Raw genomic sequence first — 19163 nt, 5'->3', positions numbered from 1 at the left:
ACGGGGTCGACCGAACCATGGCAAAACAAACTGGCATAAAAACGCCAAAACAATAAATAGCTCGACACACTGTTGAGTTCTCAAAAGACACCCGCGCTCCGGCTTCCCGGCCCGATGGCCGTTGCACCCGGGGGCGTTCGAGTCGCCCCTGCGAGGAGGCAACTCTCTTATGCTACTTGGACCGAAGCTCAGGGTCAACCCTTGCTCCGGGCGGCCGGATCTTCACCGAGGTGAACATCCGAGGTTGTCGCCCTGGCCGGTCGCGCGGCCCGGCCTCTCGGCCTGCCCTGCGCTCTCCGTCCCGTCTCGGCGACGAGGAGAAAGTTACAGGACCCGCCCGGGGCCCTCTGCAGGGGGGCCCCTTTCGGCGTCGTCGCAGCTCAGGAGCCGTTCTCAGCGGCCGAGCCGGACACCGGCCAGGTTCCGCTTGCCGCGGCGCACCACCAGCCAGCCACCGTCCAGCACGTCACCGGCGGCCGGAACCCAGTCCTCGTCGGTGACCTTGACGTTGTTGACGTACGCCCCGCCCTCCTTCACGGCACGGCGGGCGGCGCCCTTGCTCTCGGTCAGCCCGGTCGCCACGAGCAGGTCGACGATCGTGTCGGCGCCACCGCTGTCGGTGTGCGGGACCTCGGCGAGGGCCGCGTCCAGGGTGCGCGCGTCGAGGTCGGTGAGCTCGGCGCGCCCGAACAGTGCCTGGCTCGCCGTCGTCACCTGCCGGGTCTGCTCCTCGCCGTGCACCAGGGTGGTGAGCTCCGCGGCCAGCCGGCGCTGCGCGCTGCGCAGGTGCGGCTTCTCGGTGAGCTCGGCGCCGAGCGCCTCGATCTCCTCGCGGTCGAGGAAGGTGAACAGCTTCAGGAAGCTCAGCACGTCGCTGTCGGCGACGTTCACGAAGTACTGGTACCAGGCGTACGGCGAGGTCCGCTCCGGATCGAGCCACACGTTCCCGCCGCCGGTGGACTTGCCGAACTTGCGTCCCTCCGAGTCGGTCACCAGCGGCGTGGTCAGCGCGTGCACGTGCGCGCCCTCGACCCGCCGGATGAGATCGACGCCGCCGACGATGTTGCCCCACTGGTCGGAGCCGCCGATCTGCAACCGGCAGCCGAGCGTCCGGTGCAGGTGCAGGTAGTCCTGCGACTGGAGCAGCAGGTAGCTGAACTCGGTGTAGGACATGCCGTCGGCGGCGAGCCGGCGCTTCACCGTCTCGCGGGCCAGCATCGTGTTGACCGGGAAGTGCTTGCCGAGGTCGCGGAGGAACTCGAGCACCGTCTGCTGCCCGGTCCAGTCCAGGTTGTTGACCGTCAGCGCGCCGGTCGGCGAGTCGTCGAACCGGACGAAGCGCTCCAGCTGCCCGCGGATCAGGCCGGTCCACTCGGCGACGGTCCGCTCGTCGTGCAGGGACCGCTCCCCCACGTCCCGCGGGTCGCCGATCATCCCGGTCGCGCCCCCGGCGAGGATCACCGGCCGGTGCCCGGCCTCCTGGAACCGGCGCAGCGTGAGCATCTGGACCAGGTGGCCGGCGTGCAGGCTCGGTGCGGTCGGGTCGAACCCCGCGTAGAGGGTGACCGGCCCGTCACCGGCGAGCTCCTTCGCGAGCGCGTCGCGGTCGGTGCTCTGCGCGATCAGCCCGCGCCACTCGAGGTCGTCCAGGATGTCCGTACTCACGCCCCCATCTTCGCCGCCGCGCGACGCGACGCGCACCCGGGTTCGCTCCCGGCCGTCGCCGGTGCGGCGGCACGGCCGGAGGCGGCCCCGGATCAACCGGTGCGGCGCCGGGAGCGCTTCGTACCGGCCCGGTAGCTGCTCACCGCGCGCGAACCGTCGATCCAGAACCGCCAGGGCAGCTCGGCCGCGGCCGCCACCCCGACCCGCGGCCCGCTGCGGATCGACGCGCGCGGGACGGGCTCGCCGGCCAGCAGCCGCACCCGGGAGGCCGGATCGGTCAGGTCGGTGCCGTCGTCGTCGCGCCCGAGACCGAGCAGTGACGCCAGCCGGGCCGGGCCGCGGGCGAGCTCGGCGTCGTTGCGGGCGGTCGGGCGCCGGACCCGGGCCACCCCGGGATCGCCGAGCACCTCACCGGCCCGGAACAGCACCGCGCCCGGCTCGCCGTCGGTCAGGCAGGAGACGTTCGCGCAGAAGTGCATGCCGTAGACGAAGTACACGTAGAGGTGACCGGCCGGGCCGAACATCACGCCGTTGCGCGGGGTGCGGCCGCGGTGGCTGTGCGACGCCGGATCGTCCGCCCCGCGGTAGGCCTCCACCTCGACCAGACGCACCGCGACCGCGCCGTCCGGGGTGTCCGCCGCCAGCACGCAGCCGAGCAGGCGCTGCGCGGCCGGCAGCACGTCGACCGCCAGCTCGGACCGGCCGAGCAGCGCCGACGGGCCCGTCCGGCCACCCGCGCGGGGCGGCCCGACGGGCCCGTCGGTCGTGCGGTCCGCCACTCAGCGGCGGGACAGGGCGAGCTGCACGCAGGTGACCACGCCGGCCATCGCCTTCTCGACCTCGTCCTGCGGGGGCAGGGTCGGGGCGAGCCGGATGGTCGCGTCCTGCGGGTCCTTGCCGTACGGGTGCGTGGCGCCGGCCGGGGTCAGCACGACGCCGGCCTCCTTCGCCAGCCGCACGACCTCCGAGGCCAGCCCGTCCGGCACGGTGAGGCTCACGAAGTAGCCGCCCTTGGGCGTCGTCCAGCTGACGCCCTCGGTGTCGGCGAACGCCTCGGTCAGCAACCGCTCGACGGCGGCGAACTTCGGCGCGATCAGCGCGCGGTGCGCGGCCATGTGGGCCCGCAGGCCCGCGGCGTCCTTGAGGAACGCGGCGTGCCGCAGGTGGTTCACCTTGTCCGGGCCGATCGACTTCTTCGAGGTGAGCGCGAGCCACCAGCCGATGTTCGCCTCGGACCCGCCGAAGAACGCGACGCCCGCACCGGCCAGGGTGATCTTCGACGTGGAGCCGAACACGAACGGCCGGTCCGGGTTGCCCGCCTCGGCGGCGAGCGCCAGCAGGTCGGCGATCTCGATCTCGTCGGAGGTCAGGTGGTGCACCGCGTAGGCGTTGTCCCACATGATCCGGAAGTCCGGTGCGGCGGTCGGCATCGCGGCCAGCCTGCGGACGACCTCGTCGGAGTACACGACGCCGTCCGGGTTCGAGTACTTCGGGACGCACCAGATGCCCTTGATCGACGGGTCGTCGGCGACCAGCCGCTCCACCTCGTCCATGTCCGGGCCGTCGGCCGTCATCGGCACGGTGACCAGGTCGATCCCCAGGCGCTCGCAGACGCCGTAGTGCCGGTCGTAGCCGGGGACCGGCGCGATGAAGGCGACCCGGCCGGCGTCCACCCAGCGGGCGGGGGCGCCGGGGACCGGCGAGAGCAGGGCGTGCACCAGCACGTCGTGCATCAGCTCGAGGCTGGAGTTGTTCCAGGCGACCAGCTGACCGACCGGGACCTGCAGCGCGGGCGCGAAGATCTCGCGCAGCTCGGGCAGGCCCTGCAGGCCGCCGTAGTTGCGGGTGTCGGTGCCGTCCGCGGCGCGGTACTCGCCCGCGCCCGGCAGGCCGAGCAGGCCGTGCGCCAGGTCGAGCTGCTCCGACGACGGCTTGCCCCGCGTCAGGTCCAGCTTCAGGCCGGCGGCCTTGAGCTCCTCGTAGGCTGCGGCAGGGTCGGTCATGCGGTTCCTCCGGTGAACTCTCTCGCTGCGGCCGCGTCGGTGCGCAGGTCGGCCAGCTGCTCGGCGACCCGGTCGCCCGCCGTGCCGCCCCGCGCGTTCCGCGACGCGATGGAGCCTTCCACGGTCAGCACGTCGCGGACACCCGGGTCCAGTGCCGGGTGCACGGCGGCCAGCTCGGCGTCGGTCAGGTCGGCCAGTCCGACGCCGCGCGCCTCGGCGGCCCGGACGCAGCCGCCGGCCGCCTCGTGCGCCACCCGGAACGGCACGCCCTGCCGGACGAGCCACTCGGCGACGTCGGTGGCCAGCGTGAAGCCGGCCGGGGCCAGCTCGGCCAGCCGCCCGGTGTGGAAGGTCAGGGTCGCCACCATCCCGGCCACCGCCGGCAGCAGGAGCTCCAGCTGCGCGACCGAGTCGAACAGCGGTTCCTTGTCCTCCTGCAGGTCCCGGTTGTACGCCAGGGGCAGGCCCTTGAGGGTGGTGAGCAGCCCGGTCAGGTTGCCGACCAGGCGCCCGGACTTGCCGCGGGCCAGCTCGGCGACGTCCGGGTTCTTCTTCTGCGGCATGATCGAGCTGCCGGTGGAGTACGCGTCGTCGAGGGTCACGTACCCGAACTCGGCGGTCGCCCAGAGGATGATCTCCTCGGACAGCCGGGAGAGGTCCACCCCGATCATCGCGAGCACGAACGCGGCCTCGGCGGCGAAGTCCCGCGACGCCGTCCCGTCGATCGAGTTCGCCGACGACCCGGCGAACCCGAGCTCGGCGGCGACGGCCTCCGGGTCCAGCCCGAGCGACGAGCCGGCCAGCGCGCCCGACCCGTAGGGCGAGTACGCGGTGCGCCGGTCCCAGTCGCGGAGCCGGTCGACGTCGCGCAGCAGCGCGTGCGCGTGCGCGCCGAGCTGGTGGCCGAGCAGCACCGGCTGCGCGTGCTGCAGGTGCGTCCGGCCGGGCATCGCCGCGCCCGGGTGCGCCTGCGCCTGCGCGACCAGCGCGTCGACGACGTCGAGCACGCCGTCGGCGACCCGCCGGGTGGCGTCCCGCAGCCACATCCGGAACTGGGTCGCGACCTGGTCGTTGCGCGACCGGCCCGCGCGCAGCTTCCCGCCCAGGTCCGGACCGGCCCGCTCGATCAGGCCGCGCTCCAGCGCGGTGTGCACGTCCTCGTCGCCGGGCTCGGGCCCGAACGCGCCGGACCGCACGTCGGCGGCCAGCTCGTCGAGCGCCTTGTGCATGCCGGCCAGCTCGTCGTCGGTCAGCAGCCCGGCGCCGTGCAGCACCCGGGCGTGCGCCTTCGAGCCGCGGATGTCGTAGGGCGCCAGCGCCCAGTCGAAGTGCGTGGACCGGCTCAGCGCGGCCAGCGCGTCGGCCGGGCCGGACGAGAACCGGCCGCCCCACAGGGCGGAGCCGCCGGCCATCAGTCGGTGCCCGCTTCCAGGGCGGCGTCGTCGAGCAGCGTCTCGTTGCCGCCGGTCCCCTCGCCCGCGCCGGCGATCCGGTCGAACCCGCCGGAGGGCAGCTCACCGAACAGGGTGCCGTGCTCGACGAGCACCGTGCCCTGCTCCTGCGGCTGCCCGGCGTAGGTCTCCAGCTTCGCGCGCGAGTCGGCGATGTCGAGGTTGCGCATGGTGAGCTGCCCGATCCGGTCGGCGGGCCCGAACGCGGCGTTCTCCACACGCTCCATCGAGAGCCGGTCGGGGTGGTAGGAGAACCCGGGGCCGTCGGTGTCGAGGATCGTGTAGTCGTCGCCGCGGCGCAGGCGCAGCGTCACCGTGCCGCTGACCACCGAGGCGATCCAGCGCTGGATCGCCTCGCGCACCATCAGCGCCTGCGGGTCCAGCCAGCGGCCCTCGTAGAGCAGCCGGCCCAGCTTGCGGCCGTCGGCGTGGTAGTTGGCGACGGTGTCCTCGTTGTGGATCGCGTTGATCAGCCGCTCGTAGGCGATGAACAGCAGCGCCATCCCCGGCGCCTCGTAGATGCCGCGCGACTTCGCCTCGATGATCCGGTTCTCGATCTGGTCGGACATGCCCAGGCCGTGCCGGCCGCCGACCGCGTTCGCCTCGCGCACCAGGTCCACCCGGTCCGCGAACTGCTTGCCGTTGATCGCCACCGGGTAGCCGGCCTCGAAGGTGACCGAGACGTCCTCGGTCTCGATCTCGACCGACGGGTCCCAGTACTTCACGCCCATGATCGGCTCGACGGTCTCCAGGGACACGTCGAGCTGCTCGAGCGTCTTGGCCTCGTGGGTGGCGCCCCAGATGTTGGCGTCGGTGGAGTACGCCTTCTCCGCCGAGTCCCGGTACGGGAGGCCGTGCTCGGTCAGCCACCGGCTCATCTCGTCCCGGCCGCCCAGCTCGGAGACGAACGCGTCGTCCAGCCACGGCTTGTAGATCCGCAGGCCCGGGTTGGCCAGCAGGCCGTAGCGGTAGAACCGCTCGATGTCGTTGCCCTTGAACGTGGAGCCGTCGCCCCAGATGTTCACGTCGTCGGCCTGCATCGCCCGGACCAGCAGCGTCCCGGTGACGGCCCGGCCCAGCGGCGTCGTGTTGAAGTAGGTCTTCCCGCCGGAGCGGATGTGGAACGCGCCGCACGCCAGCGCCGCGAGGCCCTCGTCGACCAGCTGCGGCTTGATGTCCACCGCGCGGGCGATCTCCGCCCCGTACTCCCTGGCCCGCGTGGGCACCCCGGACATGTCCGGCTCGTCGTACTGGCCGAGGTCGGCGGTGTAGGTGCACGGGATCCCGCCCTTGTCACGCATCCAGGCGACCGCCACGGAGGTGTCGAGCCCTCCGGAGAACGCGATGCCGATGCGCTCGCCCCGGGGGAGGGAGCTGAGGACCTTGCTCACGGGATGGATGCTCCTTCGTCAGACGTCGGGCTCGGTGTTCGTTCAGAGCTCGCGCAGCAGCGCGAGGAGTTGCTCGCCGGTGAGCGGCTCGCGGGCCACCACCAGGAGCGTGTCGTCGCCGGCGATCGTCCCGACGACGTCGTGCAGGGCGGCCCGGTCCAGCGCACTGGCCAGGTAGTGCGCCGCGCCCGGCGGGGTGCGCAGCACCGCCAGGTTCCCACTCGCGTCCGCGGAGACGAGCAGCTCCCCCAGCAACCGGGACAACCGCCCGGTACCGCCCTCGACGCCGCGCACCGGGCTGCCGTCCTCCGGGATGAGGTAGACCGGTGCGCCGCCGTCCGCGCCGCGCACCTTGACCGCCCCCAGCTCGTCGAGATCGCGCGAGAGCGTCGCCTGGGTCGTCTCGATCCCGCTGGCGCGCAACAACGCCAGCAGCTCGCTCTGGCTGCGCACGTCGCGCTGGGTGATCAGCTCGACGATCCGGGCCTGCCGTGCGACCCGGGTCGCCGCGCCGCCGCGAGCCCCCTTCATCGCTCCAGGAGCCACGTCAGCAACGCCTTCTGTGCGTGCAGCCGGTTCTCCGCCTCGTCCCAGACCGCGCTGGCCGGGCCGTCGAGCACCTCGTCGGTGATCTCGTCGCCGCGGTGCGCGGGCAGGCAGTGCAGCACGATCGCCCCGGGTGCGGCGTGCCGCAGCAGGGCGGCGTTGACCTGGTAGGGCCGGAACGGGGCGACCCGGTCGAGACCGTCGGCCTCCTGCCCCATCGACGTCCAGGTGTCGGTGACGATCACCTCGGCCCCCGCGACGGCGGCCGCCGGATCGGCGACCAGCGCCACCGAGCCGCCGGTCTGCTCGGCGCGGCCCTTCGCGTCGCGCAGCACCGCGGAGTCGGGGGTGAACCCGGCCGGGGCGGCGATCCGCACGTGCATCCCGGCGGTCGCACCGCCGAGCAGCAGCGAGTGCGCGACGTTGTTCGCGCCGTCCCCGAGGTAGGTCAGCGTCCGGCCGGCCGTGCCGCCGAGCCGCTCCCGGATCGTCTGCAGATCGGCCAGGATCTGGCAGGGGTGGAACGAGTCGGTCAGCGCGTTCACCACCGGGACGGACGCGGCCGCGGCCATCTCCTCGATCCGCTCCTGGCCCGAGGTGCGCCAGACGATCGCGTCGACGTAGCGGGACAGCACCCGGGACGTGTCGGAGATCGTCTCGCCGCGCCCGAGCTGGCTGGCGTTGCCGTCCAGCACGATCGCGGTGCCGCCGAGCTGGGTGATCCCGGCCTCGAAGGACACCCGGGTGCGGGTGGAGGACTTGTCGAAGACGACCGCGACCGCCTTCGGCCCGGCGAGCGGGCGGGCCGCGAACCGGTCCGCCTTGAGCCGGTCGGCGAGGTCGAGCACCTCGGCCTGCTCGGCGGGCGAGAGGTCGTCGTCGCGCAGCAGGTGGCGGACCATCAGCTGCCCTGCCCTTCCACCGCGGCCGCGGCGTCCAGGATCGCCGGCAGCGCGCACAGGAACTCGGCCGACTCGTCGTCGCCGAAGGTGAGTGCCGGGGCCAGCCGGAGCCGCTCCGGGGTGGCGTTGTTGACCAGGTGGCCCGCGTCCCGGGCGGCCGCGGCGACCTGGGCCGTGACCGGGTGCCGCAACCCGATGCCGATGTGCAGGCCGTCGCCGGAGACGTCGGAGACCAGCGGATGGCCCAGCCCCTCGATGCCGCTGCGGAGGTCCTTGCCGAGCCGGTCGACGTGCTCCAGCAGGCCGTCGGTGGCGATCGTGTCGAGCACCGCGAGCGCCGCGGCACAGGAGATCGGGTTGCCGCCGAAGGTGGTGCCGTGCTGGCCGGGCCCGAGCAGCGTCCCCGCGTCGCCGATCCCGACGCAGGCGCCGATCGGCAGGCCGCCGCCGAGCCCCTTCGCCAGCGTGACGACGTCCGGCACGATGCCGTCGGCCTGGTGGGCGAACCAGCGGCCGGTGCGGCCGATGCCGGTCTGCACCTCGTCGAGCACCAGCAGGGCGCCGCGCTCGGCGGTGATCCGGCGGGCGCCGGCGAGATAGCCGTCCGGCGGCACCACCACGCCGGCCTCGCCGAGGATCGGCTCCAGGAACACCGCGGCGGTGTCGGCGGTGACGGCGGCGTCGAGCGCGTCCAGGTCGCCGTACGGGATGTGCACAACGCCGGGCGGCATCGGCTCGAACGGAGCCCGCTTGGCGGGCTGCCCGGTCAGCGCGAGCGAGCCCATGGTGCGGCCGTGGAAGGCGCCCTCGCAGGCGACGATGCCGGGGCGGCCGGTCCGGCGGGCGATCTTGAAGGCGGCCTCGTTCGCCTCGGTGCCCGAGTTGCACAGCAGGGTGCGGGCGTCGTCGCGGCCGAGCAGCCCCTGCAGCCGCTCGGCGAGCTGCAGCGCCGGGTCGGTGATGAAGAAGTTCGAGGTGTGCCCGAGCGTGCGGACCTGCTCCGAGACGGCCTCGACGATCGCCGGGTGCGCGTGCCCGAGCGCGTTCACCGCGATCCCGGAGTACAGGTCCAGGTAGGCGCGGCCCTCCGCGTCCCACACCCGGGAGCCCTCGCCGCGGACCAGGGTCAGCGGCGGGGTGCCGTAGTTGTCCATCACCGCGGCCTGCCACCGCGCCGTGTACGAGCTCATGCCGTTCCCCCAGCAGCCGGGTCGGGATCGGGAAGCACCATCGTCCCGACGCCCTCGTGTGTGAAGACCTCCAGCAGGACCGAGTGCGGCACCCGCCCGTCGATCACGTGCGCCTGGGCCACCCCCGACCGGACCGCGCGCAGGCAGGCCTCCATCTTCGGCGCCATCCCGCTCTCCAGCCGGGGCAGCATCGGCTCCAGCTGGCCCGCGGTCAGCGAGGTGATGATCGAGTCGGGATCGGGGTAGTTCGCGTAGAGCCCCTCGACGTCGGTCAGCACCACGAGCTTGGCGGCGTCCAGCGCCCCGGCCAGCGCGGCGGCCGCGCTGTCGGCGTTGATGTTGTGCACCTGCCCGTCGACGTCCGGCGCGACGCCGGCCACGACCGGGATCCGGCCGGCCGCGATGATGTCGAGCACCGCGTCCGGGTTGACCTTCGTGACGTCGCCGACCAGGCCGATGTCGACCGGCTCGCCGCCGACCAGCGCGGTCCGCTTCTCGGCGGTGAACAGCCCGGCGTCCTCACCGGACAGTCCGACGGCGAGCGGGCCGTGCGCGTTGATCAGGCCGACCAACTCCCGGCCGACCTGGCCGAAGAGCACCATCCGGACGATCTCCATCGTCTCCGGCGTGGTGACGCGCAGGCCGCCGCGGAACTCCCCAGGCATGCCGAGCCGCCGGAGCATCGCGCTGATCTGCGGGCCGCCGCCGTGCACGACGACCGGATGGATGCCGGCCAGACGCAGGAACACCATGTCCCGCGCGAACGCCTGCTTGAGCTCGTCGTCGATCATCGCGTTGCCGCCGTACTTGACGACGACGATGCGGCCGTGGAAGCGCTGCAGCCAGGGCAGCGCCTCGGCCAGCACGCCGGCCTTCTCGCCGGCCCGCTTCAGCCGGTCCGGGGCGGCGAGCGGTTCAGGAGGAGTAGGCACTGTTCTCCTCCACGTAGGCGTGCGACAGGTCGGTGGTCCGGATCTCGGCGGTGTTGCCGTCGGCGCCGCCGGTCAGGCCCAGCTCGACCTCGATGGTGACGTCCTCGCCGGACAGGTCGCAGTCGGCCCGGTCCCCCGCGACGACGGCGCCCTTGCAGAGCAGCACCCCGTTGATCGTCACGTCGAGCCGCTCGGGATCGATCTGCGCGTCGGCGCAGCCCACGGCGGCGGCGATCCGGCCCCAGTTCGGGTCGGAGCCGAACATCGCCGTCTTGACCAGGGAGTCCCGGGCGACGGTCCGGGCGACGGTCACCGCATCGTCCTCGGAGGCGGCGCCGGTGACCCGCACGGTGATCCGCTTGGTGACGCCCTCGGCGTCGGCCTGCATCTGCTCGGCCAGGTCCCGGCAGACCCGGGTCAGCGCGGCGGTGAACACGGCCGGATCGGCCGGCACGCCGGACGCGCCGGAGGCGAGCACCAGCACGGTGTCGTTGGTCGACATGGAGCCGTCGACGTCGAGCCGGTCGAAACTGTAGCGGACCGCATCGCGCAGCGCCGCGTCCAGCAGCGGCCGCTCGACGACCGCGTCGGTGGTGAGCACGGTGAGCATGGTCGCCATCGACGGGGCGATCATCCCGGCGCCCTTGGTGGTGCCGCCGACCGTCCAGCCCGCCGGGGCGGTGACGTGCGCCTGCTTCGGGACGGTGTCGGTGGTCATGATCGCGGTGGCGACGGCGGTCGCTGCCTCGGGGGTGGCGGCCAGCTCCCCGGCCGCCTTCTGCACCCCGGCCAGCACGGTGTCCCTGGGCAGCTGATCGCCGATCAGCCCGGTCGAGCAGACGCCGACCTCGACGGCCCCGCAGCCGAGCACCTCGGCGACCTTCTCGGCCGTCGCGTGCGCGGTCCGGAAGCCCTCCGGGCCGGTGCAGGCGTTCGCACCGCCGGAGTTCAGGACGACCGCGCGCAGCGCACCGTAGGTGAGGACCTGCTGGGTCCACAGCACCGGCGCGGCCTTCACCTTGTTGCGGGTGACGACGCCGGCCGCCTCGGTGCGCGGGCCGTCGTTGACCACCAGCGCCAGGTCCGCCCGGCCGGACTTCTTGATCCCGGCGGCGATCCCGGCGGCCCGGAAGCCCTGAGCGGCGGTCACGCCGGTCGGCTCGCTCACGGTGCCACTCCCGTCGTCGGCAGGCCGGTCGTCTCGGGCAGGCCGAGCGCCAGGTTCATGCACTGCACGGCCCCGCCCGCGGTGCCCTTGGTCAGGTTGTCGATGGCGGAGACGACGACCAGGCGGCGCGCGTCCGGATCGACGGTCAGCTGCAGCGCCACCAGGTTGGAGCCCAGGGTCTGCGCGGTCGTCGGCCACTGCCCCTCGCCGAGCAGCCGCACGAACGGCTCGCCGGCGTAGGCCTTCTCGTAGGCCTGCCGCACCGTCGCGGTGTCGGTGGCCGGATCGGCCAGCGGCGCCGAGCAGGACGCCAGGATGCCGCGCGGCAGCGGCGCCAGCACCGGCGTGAAGCTCACCGAGACCGGCGAGCCGAGCGCGGCCGAGAGGTTCTGCGCGATCTCCGGGGTGTGCCGGTGCACGCCGCCGACCCCGTACGCGGACAGCGAGCCCATCACCTCGGCGCCCAGCAGGTGCGGCTTGAGCGACTTCCCGGCGCCGGAGGTGCCGGTGACGGCGGTGACCACCACGTCCGGCTCGACCAGGCCGGCGACCAGCGCCGGGAACAGCGCGAGGCTGATCCCGGTCGGGTAGCAGCCGGGCACGGCGACCCGGCTCGCGCCGACCAGGCGCTCCCGGGCGCCGGGCAGCTCGGGCAGCCCGTAGGGCCAGTGCCCGGCGTGCTCGCCGCCGTACCAGCGGTCCCAGGCGGCCGGATCGGTCAGCCGGTGGTCGGCCCCGCAGTCGATCACCAGCGTGTCGCCGCCGAGCTGCGCCGCGAGCTCGGCCGAGCGGCCGTGCGGCAGCGCGAGGAACACCGCGTCGTGCCCGGCCACGCTCTCCGCGGTGGTCTCGGCGAGGACCCGGTCGGCGAGCGGCGCCAGGTGCGGCTGATGCTCGCCGAGACGGGTGCCGGCGTTGCCGCCCGCCGTCAGCGTGCCGATCTCGACGTCCGGATGGGCGAGGAGCAGCCGGAGGAGCTCGCCCCCGGCGTATCCACTGGCTCCCGCCACTGCGATGCGTACCACGGTGAATGATTATGCAGACCCGCGAGAGTTCATGCAACGCGGTTCGCGATCGCGATCAGGCTGCCGGAGCCGGCCGCGCAGCTGCCGGGCGAACCCTAGCCTCCCGCCGGTGCGGACGGAGCGGACGGTGCGGTGTCGACGGAGCAGGACCCGCGCGGGCGGTCGCGCCCGGCGGGCGGGGTACGCGCTGGTGGCCGCGGTGCTCGCGCTGGCCCTGCCGGGGTGCGCGACGACCGTGCCCGGGACCGCGTGGCCGGCCGGTGCCGGTCCGGCCGCACCCGCCGCGCCAGCCGCACCGGACGCGCCGGATGCGCCGGACGCGCCGGACGCGCCGGTTGCGCTGGATGCGCCGGATGCGCCGGATGCCGGGGCGCCCGGCACGCGGCCGGGCCCGCCGACGTCGTTCACCGGTCCTGCGGACCGGCTCCCGGCACCCGCCGGGCCGTCCCCGGGCCCGGGAGCCGACGGCGGCCCGGTGGCCGTCCCGCCCCGGACGGTGCCCCCGGTCCCGGCCGGTCCCGCCCCGGGTGGCAGCACCGACGGCACCCGGGGCGCCGTCGCGCCGCTCACCGCCGACGTGCTGACCGACGAGTGCCTGGTCGGGGCCGAGGCGCTCGCCGGGCTGCTCGGCGCCGAACCCGCGGTGCCGGCCGCCAACGCCGAGATCGCCCGGCCGGACGGCGCCCGGACCCGGGCCTGCTTCGCGGTCGGCGGCTCGTCGACCGCCGCGGTGAACGTCTACACCACGAACCGGGGCACCCCCGCCGATCACGTCCGCTCGGCGGGCGGCGCGCGCGGGATCGACGGGACCGGCGACGGGACCGTCGCCGTGCTGCTGGAGACGGTCGCCGGGCCGACGGTGCAGGTCGGCGCCGGGCGCTACCTGGTCACGATCGCGGTGGCCGGCCGGAACCCGACGGACGAGCAGTGGCGGACCGCCGTCCGCAGCGCGGTCGCCGCGCTCCCCCGCTGACCGCACCGCCGGCGGGCGTCGGTCATCCTGGGGGCCGATCCACGACGGGCCGGGAGCGGGGTGAGGGGTGGGACAGCTGCTGCGGGCGTGCGTCCCGTCGGCCGACGCGGCCCCGCTGGCCCGGCTGGACGCGGAGCTCGCCGACGTCCTCGGGGCGTCCGGGCCGCGCTGGCACGACACCGTCGCGGCCGACCCGGGGCGGGCCCACCTGGTACTCGACGACGACGGGGAGCCGGCCGGCTACCTGGTCCTGGCCGCGCCGCGCGGGCCCGAGCCGGGGATCGAGCTGCACCGGCTGGTCGTCGCCGCCGACCAGCGCGGCCGCGGCCTGGGCCGCGCGCTGCTGCGCACCGCGCTGGCGCTGGCCGCGGTGCCGCAGCCGCCTGCCGGGCTGGACCCGGACCCGGCCTGGATCCGCCCGGACTGGCTGCCGGCGGGCCGGCTGTGGCTGGAGGCGCACCCGGCGAACACCGCCGCGGTGCGGCTCTACCGGTCCGAGGGACTGCTCACCGAGGCCCGGCTGCCGTCGGTGCCCGGCGACCCGTCGTCACCCGCGCGGCGGCTGGTGCTCGCCCGCGGATGAGCGGGATCAGGAGTCATCGCCGCCCTTGGGCAGGCCCTCGAAGATCTTCTTGCAGTCCGGGCAGACCGGCGAGCCGGGCTTCGGCGACTTGGTGACCGGGAAGGTCTCGCCGCACAGGGCCACCACCATGTTGCCCAGCACCGCGCTCTCGGTGATCTTGGACTTCTGCACGTAGTGGAACATGTCCGGCGTGTCGTCGCCGGTGGTCTCGGTGCCCTCCGGCCGGGTGTCGACCTCGGGAAGAGTCGTCGTGGTCATGCGCACATGATGCACCACGGCGCCGGTCAGCCGGTCGCACCGCGGGGCCCGGCGGCTCGGCCCCCTTCGCGGCCGGTGTACCGGCCCTCGTCACCGCCGGTGTACCGGCCCTCGTCGCCGCCGGTGTACCGGCCCTCGTCGCCGCCGGTGTACCGGCCCTCGTCACCGCCGGTGTACCGGCCCTCGTCGCCGCCGGTGTAACGGTCCCCGTCACCGCCCTCGACGACCGGGTGCGGGCGCTCCTCGATCGCCCGGTGCTCGTGCCGGTAGCGGTTCGGCTTCTCCGCCTTGCGCGGCAGCCGGTCGTTCGCCACAAGCACCGCGATCCACGGCAGCGGCACCGAGATCGCCAGCAGGGTCACCGCCAGCCAGGGGATCTGGTAGAAGACCCCGGCCAGGATCATGCACGGGATCCGGAGGCCCATCGTCCACTTGTAGCGCCGCTTACGGACCTCCAGCTCCTCGTCGTAGGACATCTGCGCGTCCGTGATGAGCACGGGGTCCTCGCGTCGCTGGTCGCTCACGTGACCACCTCCGATTCCATGGTGACACCTGCGGCGCGACTTCGCGCAGCGCCCTCACCCGTGATCATGAGGGGGTGTCGCGACGGACGCCGGCCCGGCGTCCGTCGATGTGGTTCGGCGCGGCGGCACCGCGCGGTTCGACCGGTCAGGCGCCGTCCGGCCCGTTGCCGAGCAGCGGCTCGTCGGCCGAGCGCACCTCGGAGCCGGGCAGCCCGTCCGGGTGCTCGGTGCGGACCCGCTCGACGGCGTCGAGCGCGATCCCCAGGTGCTTGCGCTTGCTGGCCTCGTAGAACGCCCGGGCGCCGCCGGCCAGCTTGGGCTCGGCGTGCAGCGGCTTGTCCGAGACGCACAGCAGGGTGGCGTTCGGAATCCGGTAGCGGAACCCGTTGGCGGCGATCGTGGCCGACTCCATGTCCACCGCGACCGCCCTGGCGAGCCGCATCCGGTGCAGCGTCGCGGCCTGGTTGAACTCCCAGTTCCGGTTGTCCGTGGTGTGCACGACACCGGGCCGGTAGGTGGTGCCGGCGCGCCCGAGGGCGTCCATCAGGTAGCCGTTGAGCCGCAGGCTGGGGATCACCGGGACGTCCGCGGGCAGCACCTCGTCGAGCACGTGATCGGCCCGCTGGTAGGCCGTCGCCAGCACGAAGTCGCCCAGCTCCTGCCGGTTCCGGAGGCCGCCGCAGTGCCCGATCATGATCATCGTGTCCGGCCGGAGGACGGCGAGGTGGTCGGTGACCGTCTTCGCGTTGGCCGGCCCGACCCCGATGTTGACCAGGGAGACGCCGTCGCCGTCCGGGCGCGGATGGTGGTAGGCGGGCATCTGCACACCGGCCCGGTCCGGCCGTTCGGCGTCCGGGAAGCGCTCCAGGAACGACTCGACGTGCATCGCGTAGTTGGTGAACAGGACGTGCCGCTGGAAGGACTCGGCGGGCGTCCCGGTGTAGTGCGACAGCCGGTCCAGCGACAGCGCCATCCGCTCCGGCCCGAACAGGAACAGCTTCTTGACGCGCAGGTCGAAGCGGTCCTCGTCGAGCGCGGCGAAGAACTCCGGATCGGTGAAGGCGCGGGCCGGGCGGGCGCCCCGCGCGGTGACCGTGGCGCCGGCGGCGACCAGGCCGCGCAGCTCGCGGTGCAGGTAGCGGCGGATCGCGCTGGGCCGCGCGAACTCGCCGGAGATCCGCGGGTTGTGCGCCGACCAGGGGCGCACCACCTCGAGCTCGGGGTACCAGCCGTCCCGGTGCACCGCGTCCAGCGCGTCCAGCAGCCGGTCGATCTCCAGGTCGAGCTTGTCCTCGGGGACCGGCGGACGCACCTGCTCCACCAGGGCCGGGGTCATGCGGAGTCCGACCGGTCGGCGGCGGGCTCGGCGTCGGTGCCGCCGTGCGCGTGCAGGTGGCCGGGTGCGACCGCCACCGACGACACCACCTCGAGCAGCCTGCGGGGCAGCCCGTCGGCCAGCCGGTAGCGGACCAGCCTGCCGTGCCGGTGCGCGGTCACCATGCCGTGCGCGCGCAGCAGCCGCAGCGCGTGCGACACCGCCGAGTCGCTCATCCCGACCGCCACCGCCAGGTCGGAGACGCAGAGGTCCCCGGCGTGCTGCAGCGCGAGCAGGATGGACAGCCGGTTGACCTCGCCCAGGACGTCCAGGACGGTGGCCGCCTCGGCCACCTTGTCGCCGTCGGACAGCACCGCGACGGCGTCGCAGACCTGGTCCGGGTCGATCACACGAGCGCCGCTGAGTGCCTCCGGAACCTTGTGCACGGCACCGATGCTAGCCCTACGCCGGCACTCACCCCGCCGCTGCGGCCTTCTTCTCCCGTGCGGCGGCCTTCAGCGCCTTCTTGGTGTCCCGTACCTCGGTCAGTGTCTGCGCGTCGACGACGTCGGCGGCGGAGAGCCGGGTGTCCGCCGCGCCGTAGTCCCCGGCGGCCTCCCGCCAGCCGTCCGGGGTGACGCCGTACTGCTTGCCGAGCAGCGCCAGGAAGATCTTCGCCTTCTGCTCGCCGTAGCCCGGGAGGGCCTTCAACCGGCGCAGCACCTCCCGGCCGTCCGGCTCGCCGCGGGTCCAGATCGCCTCCGGGTCGCCGTCCCAGTCCTCGACGATCGCGCGGCACATCTCCTGCACCCGGCGGGCCATCGACCCGCCGTAGCGGTGGATGGCGGGCGGCGTGGTGGCCAGCGTGGCGAACCCGGCCGGGTCGTGGTCGGCGATCACCCGGACGTCGAGCCCGCCGAGCCGTTCGTGCAGCTTGAGCGGACCGCGGAACGCGACCTCCATCTGGATCTGCTGGTCGAGCAGCATGCCGATCAGCAGCGCCAACGGCTCGCGCTCGAGCAGCGCGTCGGCCTCGGGATCCTGGGCGATGCAGATGCCGGTCATGCCGGACAGGATGGCACGGGACGGCCACGGGACAATGGGGTCGTGCCCAGCTCTACCCACCCCAGCACCGAACCCGGCCTCGATCCGGGGCAGACCGAGCGCGTGCGCGGCTGCCTGCTCGACGCCGGCTACACCCCGGACGGCGTCCGGGCCCTGCTGGGCCGCGCCGCGCACGACGCGCTCACCCGCGGCGAGCCCGAGCCCGCCGCCCGGGCCAGCCGGGAGGGCGACGAGCTCGGCACCCTCGTCCGGCTGTTCCTGCTGGAGGACACCGAGCCCGAACCGGCGGTGACCGCCGCGCTGGGCGATCTCGATCCGCTGCTGGCCGGCCGGATCCTGCGCCGCACGCCGGACGGGATCCGGGCGGCGCTCGACGTCCGGCCCTATGGCGAGGGCCCGGGCGACGACGGCGAGCCGGGCGCGGACTGGTGGGTGGTGTCGGACCTGGACAGTCCGGCTTCTCGGCAGGACCGCGAGCACGTGACCGGGGTGGGCGGGGCGTCGCTGTCGCTGGCCGCCGCCGCGGTCCGCCGCCCGGTCGGCTCGCTGCTCGACCTGGGCACCGGCTGCGGCGTGCAGGCCCTGCACGGGTCCCGGCACGCGGTTCACGTTGTCGGCACCGACGTGCTGACCCGTGCGCTGGCGCTGGCCCGGCTGTCCTGCGGCCTGTCCGGGGTGCAGGTGGACCTGCGGAAGGGGCCGTGGTTCGCCCCGGTCGAGGGCGAGCGGTTCGACCAGATCGTGTCGAACCCGCCGTTCGTGCCCGGCCCGGAGCGGATCGACTACGTCTACCGGGACTCCGGGCAGGCCGGCGACGCCGCGCTGGCGGGGCTGCTCCGCAGGCTCCCCGACCGGCTCAACCCGGGCGGGATCGCGCAGCTGCTGGGCTCCTGGCTGCACGTGCGCGGCGAGGACTGGCCGGACCGGGTGCGGTCCTGGCTGCCCGACGGCGTCGACGCATGGGTGCTGCAGCGCGAGGTCGTCGACCCGGCGATGCACGTCGGCACCTGGCAGCGCGACGCCGGGCTGGTCCCGTCCTCGCCGGCCGCCCGGGAGCAGGCCGGTGCCTGGCTGGACTGGATGGCCGCCGAACGCGTCGAGGGCGTCGGGTTCGGCTTCCTGATGCTGCGGCGCACCGACTCCGAGCCCACCGTCGTCGTCGAGGACCTGCCCGGCGAGCTCGGCGAGGGCCTGGGCCGGGAGATGACCGGCTGGCTGGACCGGATCGACTGGCTGCGCACCCACGAGCGGGACGACGACCTGCTCGGCGCGACGCTGCTGATCGCCCCGGAGACGGTGCTGGAGAGCACCTCCGCGGTCGATCCCGACGGCGGCTGGTCGGAGCTGTCGACGACGGTGCGCCGCTGGGGCGGGCCGGGCTGGGAGCACCAGATCGACGGCCCGGCCGCCGCACTTCTCGCCGGGTGCCGCGGGCACCTGCCGCTGTCCGAGCTGGTCGCGCTGCTGTCCTACGCGCACGACCTGCCCACCGACGCGCTGGTCGCGGCGACCCTGCCCGCGGTGCGCGAGTTCGTCCGGCACGGGCTGCTGCTGCCGGTGGACGGCTGGCCGCATCCGGTCGCGCAGCGGGTGACCGCGGCCGACCCGGCCGGCCCGGTCGGATGAGGGCGGTCGTCGCCCGGGTGCGGCGGGCGTCGGTGACCGTGGAGGACGACGACGGCACCCCGCTGCGGGTGTCCGGCCGGATCGGGCCCGGGCTGCTGGTGCTGCTCGGCGTGCACCGCGACGACGTCGGCGACACCGACCGGCCCGTCACGATGGCCCGGAAGCTGCACGAGCTGCGGCTGCTGCGCGACGCCGACGGGACCGAGGCGTCCTGCGCGGGCAGCGGCGCCCCGCTGCTGGTGGTCAGCCAGTTCACGCTCTACGGCGACACCCGCAAGGGGCGCAGGCCGAGCTGGTCGGCGGCCGCCCGGCCGGCCGACGCCGAGCCGGTGGTGGACGCCGTCGTCGCCGCGCTGCGGGAGCGCGGCGCGACCGTCGGGACCGGCGAGTTCGGCGCGAACATGGCCGTCGAGTCGGTCAACGACGGCCCGTTCACGGTGCTGGTCGAGGTGTGAGCGCCGAGGTGTGATCTCCGGACCAGTCACGCGACAGGTCAGCGGATCCGCAGGGCCCTCTCACCGGACTCTCAGGTGTGAAGGGGACGAT

20 protein-coding genes are annotated in these 19163 nt (G+C 74.2%); 4 read left to right on the top strand and 16 right to left on the bottom strand.

Annotated elements, in window-relative coordinates:
• Positions 1 to 393 precede the first annotated feature (393 nt).
• The 11 genes from tyrS to argC form a co-directional block, all read right to left on the bottom strand.
• A complete protein-coding gene (gene tyrS, locus ACVJO7_RS10600; RefSeq protein ID WP_344019315.1) occupies positions 394 to 1665 on the bottom strand; it encodes a tyrosine--tRNA ligase in 1272 nt (423 codons plus the stop codon).
• Positions 1666 to 1757: 92 nt separating this feature from the next.
• A complete protein-coding gene (locus ACVJO7_RS10595) occupies positions 1758 to 2375 on the bottom strand; it encodes a DNA-3-methyladenine glycosylase (protein ID WP_344019363.1) in 618 nt (205 codons plus the stop codon).
• Positions 2376 to 2444: 69 nt separating this feature from the next.
• Entirely contained in the window at positions 2445 to 3668 is a 1224-nt protein-coding gene (locus ACVJO7_RS10590; RefSeq protein ID WP_344019312.1) for an aspartate aminotransferase type Ic, read from the bottom strand.
• Entirely contained in the window at positions 3665 to 5080 is a 1416-nt protein-coding gene (gene argH, locus ACVJO7_RS10585) for an argininosuccinate lyase (RefSeq protein ID WP_491672698.1), read from the bottom strand. Before argH ends, ACVJO7_RS10590 begins: the two co-directional genes overlap by 4 nt.
• On the bottom strand, positions 5080 to 6510 hold the full coding sequence (gene argG / locus ACVJO7_RS10580) for an argininosuccinate synthase (protein WP_491672697.1): 1431 nt from the start codon (positions 6508 to 6510) through the stop codon (positions 5080 to 5082). The genes argH and argG overlap by 1 nt, the downstream gene beginning before the upstream one ends.
• A 42-nt stretch (positions 6511 to 6552) precedes the next feature.
• A complete protein-coding gene (locus ACVJO7_RS10575) occupies positions 6553 to 7041 on the bottom strand; it encodes an arginine repressor (RefSeq protein ID WP_491672696.1) in 489 nt (162 codons plus the stop codon).
• Entirely contained in the window at positions 7038 to 7958 is a 921-nt protein-coding gene (gene argF / locus ACVJO7_RS10570; protein WP_344019300.1) for an ornithine carbamoyltransferase, read from the bottom strand. The genes ACVJO7_RS10575 and argF overlap by 4 nt, the downstream gene beginning before the upstream one ends.
• Positions 7958 to 9148 (bottom strand): acetylornithine transaminase, encoded by a 1191-nt coding sequence (locus ACVJO7_RS10565; RefSeq protein WP_491672695.1) that lies wholly within the window; start codon positions 9146 to 9148, stop codon positions 7958 to 7960. Before ACVJO7_RS10565 ends, argF begins: the two co-directional genes overlap by 1 nt.
• Positions 9145 to 10080, bottom strand: a complete 936-nt coding sequence (argB, locus tag ACVJO7_RS10560) for an acetylglutamate kinase (RefSeq protein WP_358481604.1) — start codon at positions 10078 to 10080, stop codon at positions 9145 to 9147. The genes ACVJO7_RS10565 and argB overlap by 4 nt, the downstream gene beginning before the upstream one ends.
• A complete protein-coding gene (gene argJ / locus ACVJO7_RS10555; RefSeq protein ID WP_491672694.1) occupies positions 10064 to 11248 on the bottom strand; it encodes a bifunctional glutamate N-acetyltransferase/amino-acid acetyltransferase ArgJ in 1185 nt (394 codons plus the stop codon). Before argJ ends, argB begins: the two co-directional genes overlap by 17 nt.
• On the bottom strand, positions 11245 to 12273 hold the full coding sequence (gene argC / locus ACVJO7_RS10550) for an N-acetyl-gamma-glutamyl-phosphate reductase (RefSeq protein ID WP_491672693.1): 1029 nt from the start codon (positions 12271 to 12273) through the stop codon (positions 11245 to 11247). Before argC ends, argJ begins: the two co-directional genes overlap by 4 nt.
• 190 nt (positions 12274 to 12463) lie before the next feature.
• Between argC and ACVJO7_RS10545 the strand changes: the two genes are divergently transcribed.
• Both ACVJO7_RS10545 and ACVJO7_RS10540 read left to right on the top strand, forming a co-directional pair.
• Positions 12464 to 13246: a hypothetical protein gene (locus ACVJO7_RS10545; RefSeq protein WP_491672692.1), complete on the top strand. Its 783-nt coding sequence runs from the start codon at positions 12464 to 12466 to the stop codon at positions 13244 to 13246.
• A gap of 67 nt (positions 13247 to 13313) precedes the next feature.
• On the top strand, positions 13314 to 13829 hold the full coding sequence (locus ACVJO7_RS10540; protein WP_491672691.1) for a GNAT family N-acetyltransferase: 516 nt from the start codon (positions 13314 to 13316) through the stop codon (positions 13827 to 13829).
• A gap of 6 nt (positions 13830 to 13835) precedes the next feature.
• On the opposite strand, the gene ACVJO7_RS10535 is transcribed toward ACVJO7_RS10540, so the two are convergent.
• The 5 genes from ACVJO7_RS10535 to ACVJO7_RS10515 all read right to left on the bottom strand — a co-directional run bounded on the left by ACVJO7_RS10535 (position 13836) and on the right by ACVJO7_RS10515 (position 16991).
• A complete protein-coding gene (locus tag ACVJO7_RS10535) occupies positions 13836 to 14087 on the bottom strand; it encodes a DUF3039 domain-containing protein (protein WP_085916132.1) in 252 nt (83 codons plus the stop codon).
• A 26-nt stretch (positions 14088 to 14113) separates the two neighbouring features.
• Positions 14114 to 14611, bottom strand: a complete 498-nt coding sequence (locus ACVJO7_RS10530; RefSeq protein WP_491672690.1) for a DUF3099 domain-containing protein — start codon at positions 14609 to 14611, stop codon at positions 14114 to 14116.
• 145 nt (positions 14612 to 14756) lie between these two features.
• On the bottom strand, positions 14757 to 15947 hold the full coding sequence (locus ACVJO7_RS10525; protein WP_491672689.1) for an AMP nucleosidase: 1191 nt from the start codon (positions 15945 to 15947) through the stop codon (positions 14757 to 14759).
• On the bottom strand, positions 15944 to 16372 hold the full coding sequence (locus tag ACVJO7_RS10520) for an ArsR/SmtB family transcription factor (protein WP_344019275.1): 429 nt from the start codon (positions 16370 to 16372) through the stop codon (positions 15944 to 15946). Before ACVJO7_RS10520 ends, ACVJO7_RS10525 begins: the two co-directional genes overlap by 4 nt.
• A 28-nt stretch (positions 16373 to 16400) precedes the next feature.
• A complete protein-coding gene (locus tag ACVJO7_RS10515; protein ID WP_344019273.1) occupies positions 16401 to 16991 on the bottom strand; it encodes an HhH-GPD-type base excision DNA repair protein in 591 nt (196 codons plus the stop codon).
• Positions 16992 to 17033: 42 nt separating this feature from the next.
• On the opposite strand from ACVJO7_RS10515, the gene ACVJO7_RS10510 reads away from it, so the two are divergent.
• Both ACVJO7_RS10510 and dtd read left to right on the top strand, forming a co-directional pair.
• The gene (locus tag ACVJO7_RS10510; protein ID WP_491672688.1) at positions 17034 to 18617 is read left to right on the top strand and encodes a DUF7782 domain-containing protein; all 1584 of its coding nucleotides are present in this window, start codon (positions 17034 to 17036) and stop codon (positions 18615 to 18617) included.
• Positions 18614 to 19072: a D-aminoacyl-tRNA deacylase gene (dtd, locus tag ACVJO7_RS10505; RefSeq protein WP_491672687.1), complete on the top strand. Its 459-nt coding sequence runs from the start codon at positions 18614 to 18616 to the stop codon at positions 19070 to 19072. Before ACVJO7_RS10510 ends, dtd begins: the two co-directional genes overlap by 4 nt.
• The last annotated feature ends 91 nt before the right edge of the window (positions 19073 to 19163 follow it).

It is taken from the genome of Pseudonocardia sp. DxW, assembly GCF_058448985.1.
Note: the sequence above shows the minus strand (reverse complement) of the source record. Positions and strands in the feature narration are given on the sequence as shown.

Coding starts and splice junctions, on each gene's coding strand:
- ACVJO7_RS10590 (WP_344019312.1), bottom strand. CDS start 3,668: ATGACCGACCCTGCCGCAGCCTACGAGGAGCTCAAGGCCGCCGGCCTG.
- ACVJO7_RS10575 (WP_491672696.1), bottom strand. CDS start 7,041: ATGAAGGGGGCTCGCGGCGGCGCGGCGACCCGGGTCGCACGGCAGGCC.
- dtd (WP_491672687.1), top strand. CDS start 18,614: ATGAGGGCGGTCGTCGCCCGGGTGCGGCGGGCGTCGGTGACCGTGGAG.
- argF (WP_344019300.1), bottom strand. CDS start 7,958: ATGGTCCGCCACCTGCTGCGCGACGACGACCTCTCGCCCGCCGAGCAG.
- ACVJO7_RS10565 (WP_491672695.1), bottom strand. CDS start 9,148: ATGAGCTCGTACACGGCGCGGTGGCAGGCCGCGGTGATGGACAACTAC.
- ACVJO7_RS10525 (WP_491672689.1), bottom strand. CDS start 15,947: ATGACCCCGGCCCTGGTGGAGCAGGTGCGTCCGCCGGTCCCCGAGGAC.
- argH (WP_491672698.1), bottom strand. CDS start 5,080: ATGGCCGGCGGCTCCGCCCTGTGGGGCGGCCGGTTCTCGTCCGGCCCG.
- ACVJO7_RS10515 (WP_344019273.1), bottom strand. CDS start 16,991: ATGACCGGCATCTGCATCGCCCAGGATCCCGAGGCCGACGCGCTGCTC.
- ACVJO7_RS10535 (WP_085916132.1), bottom strand. CDS start 14,087: ATGACCACGACGACTCTTCCCGAGGTCGACACCCGGCCGGAGGGCACC.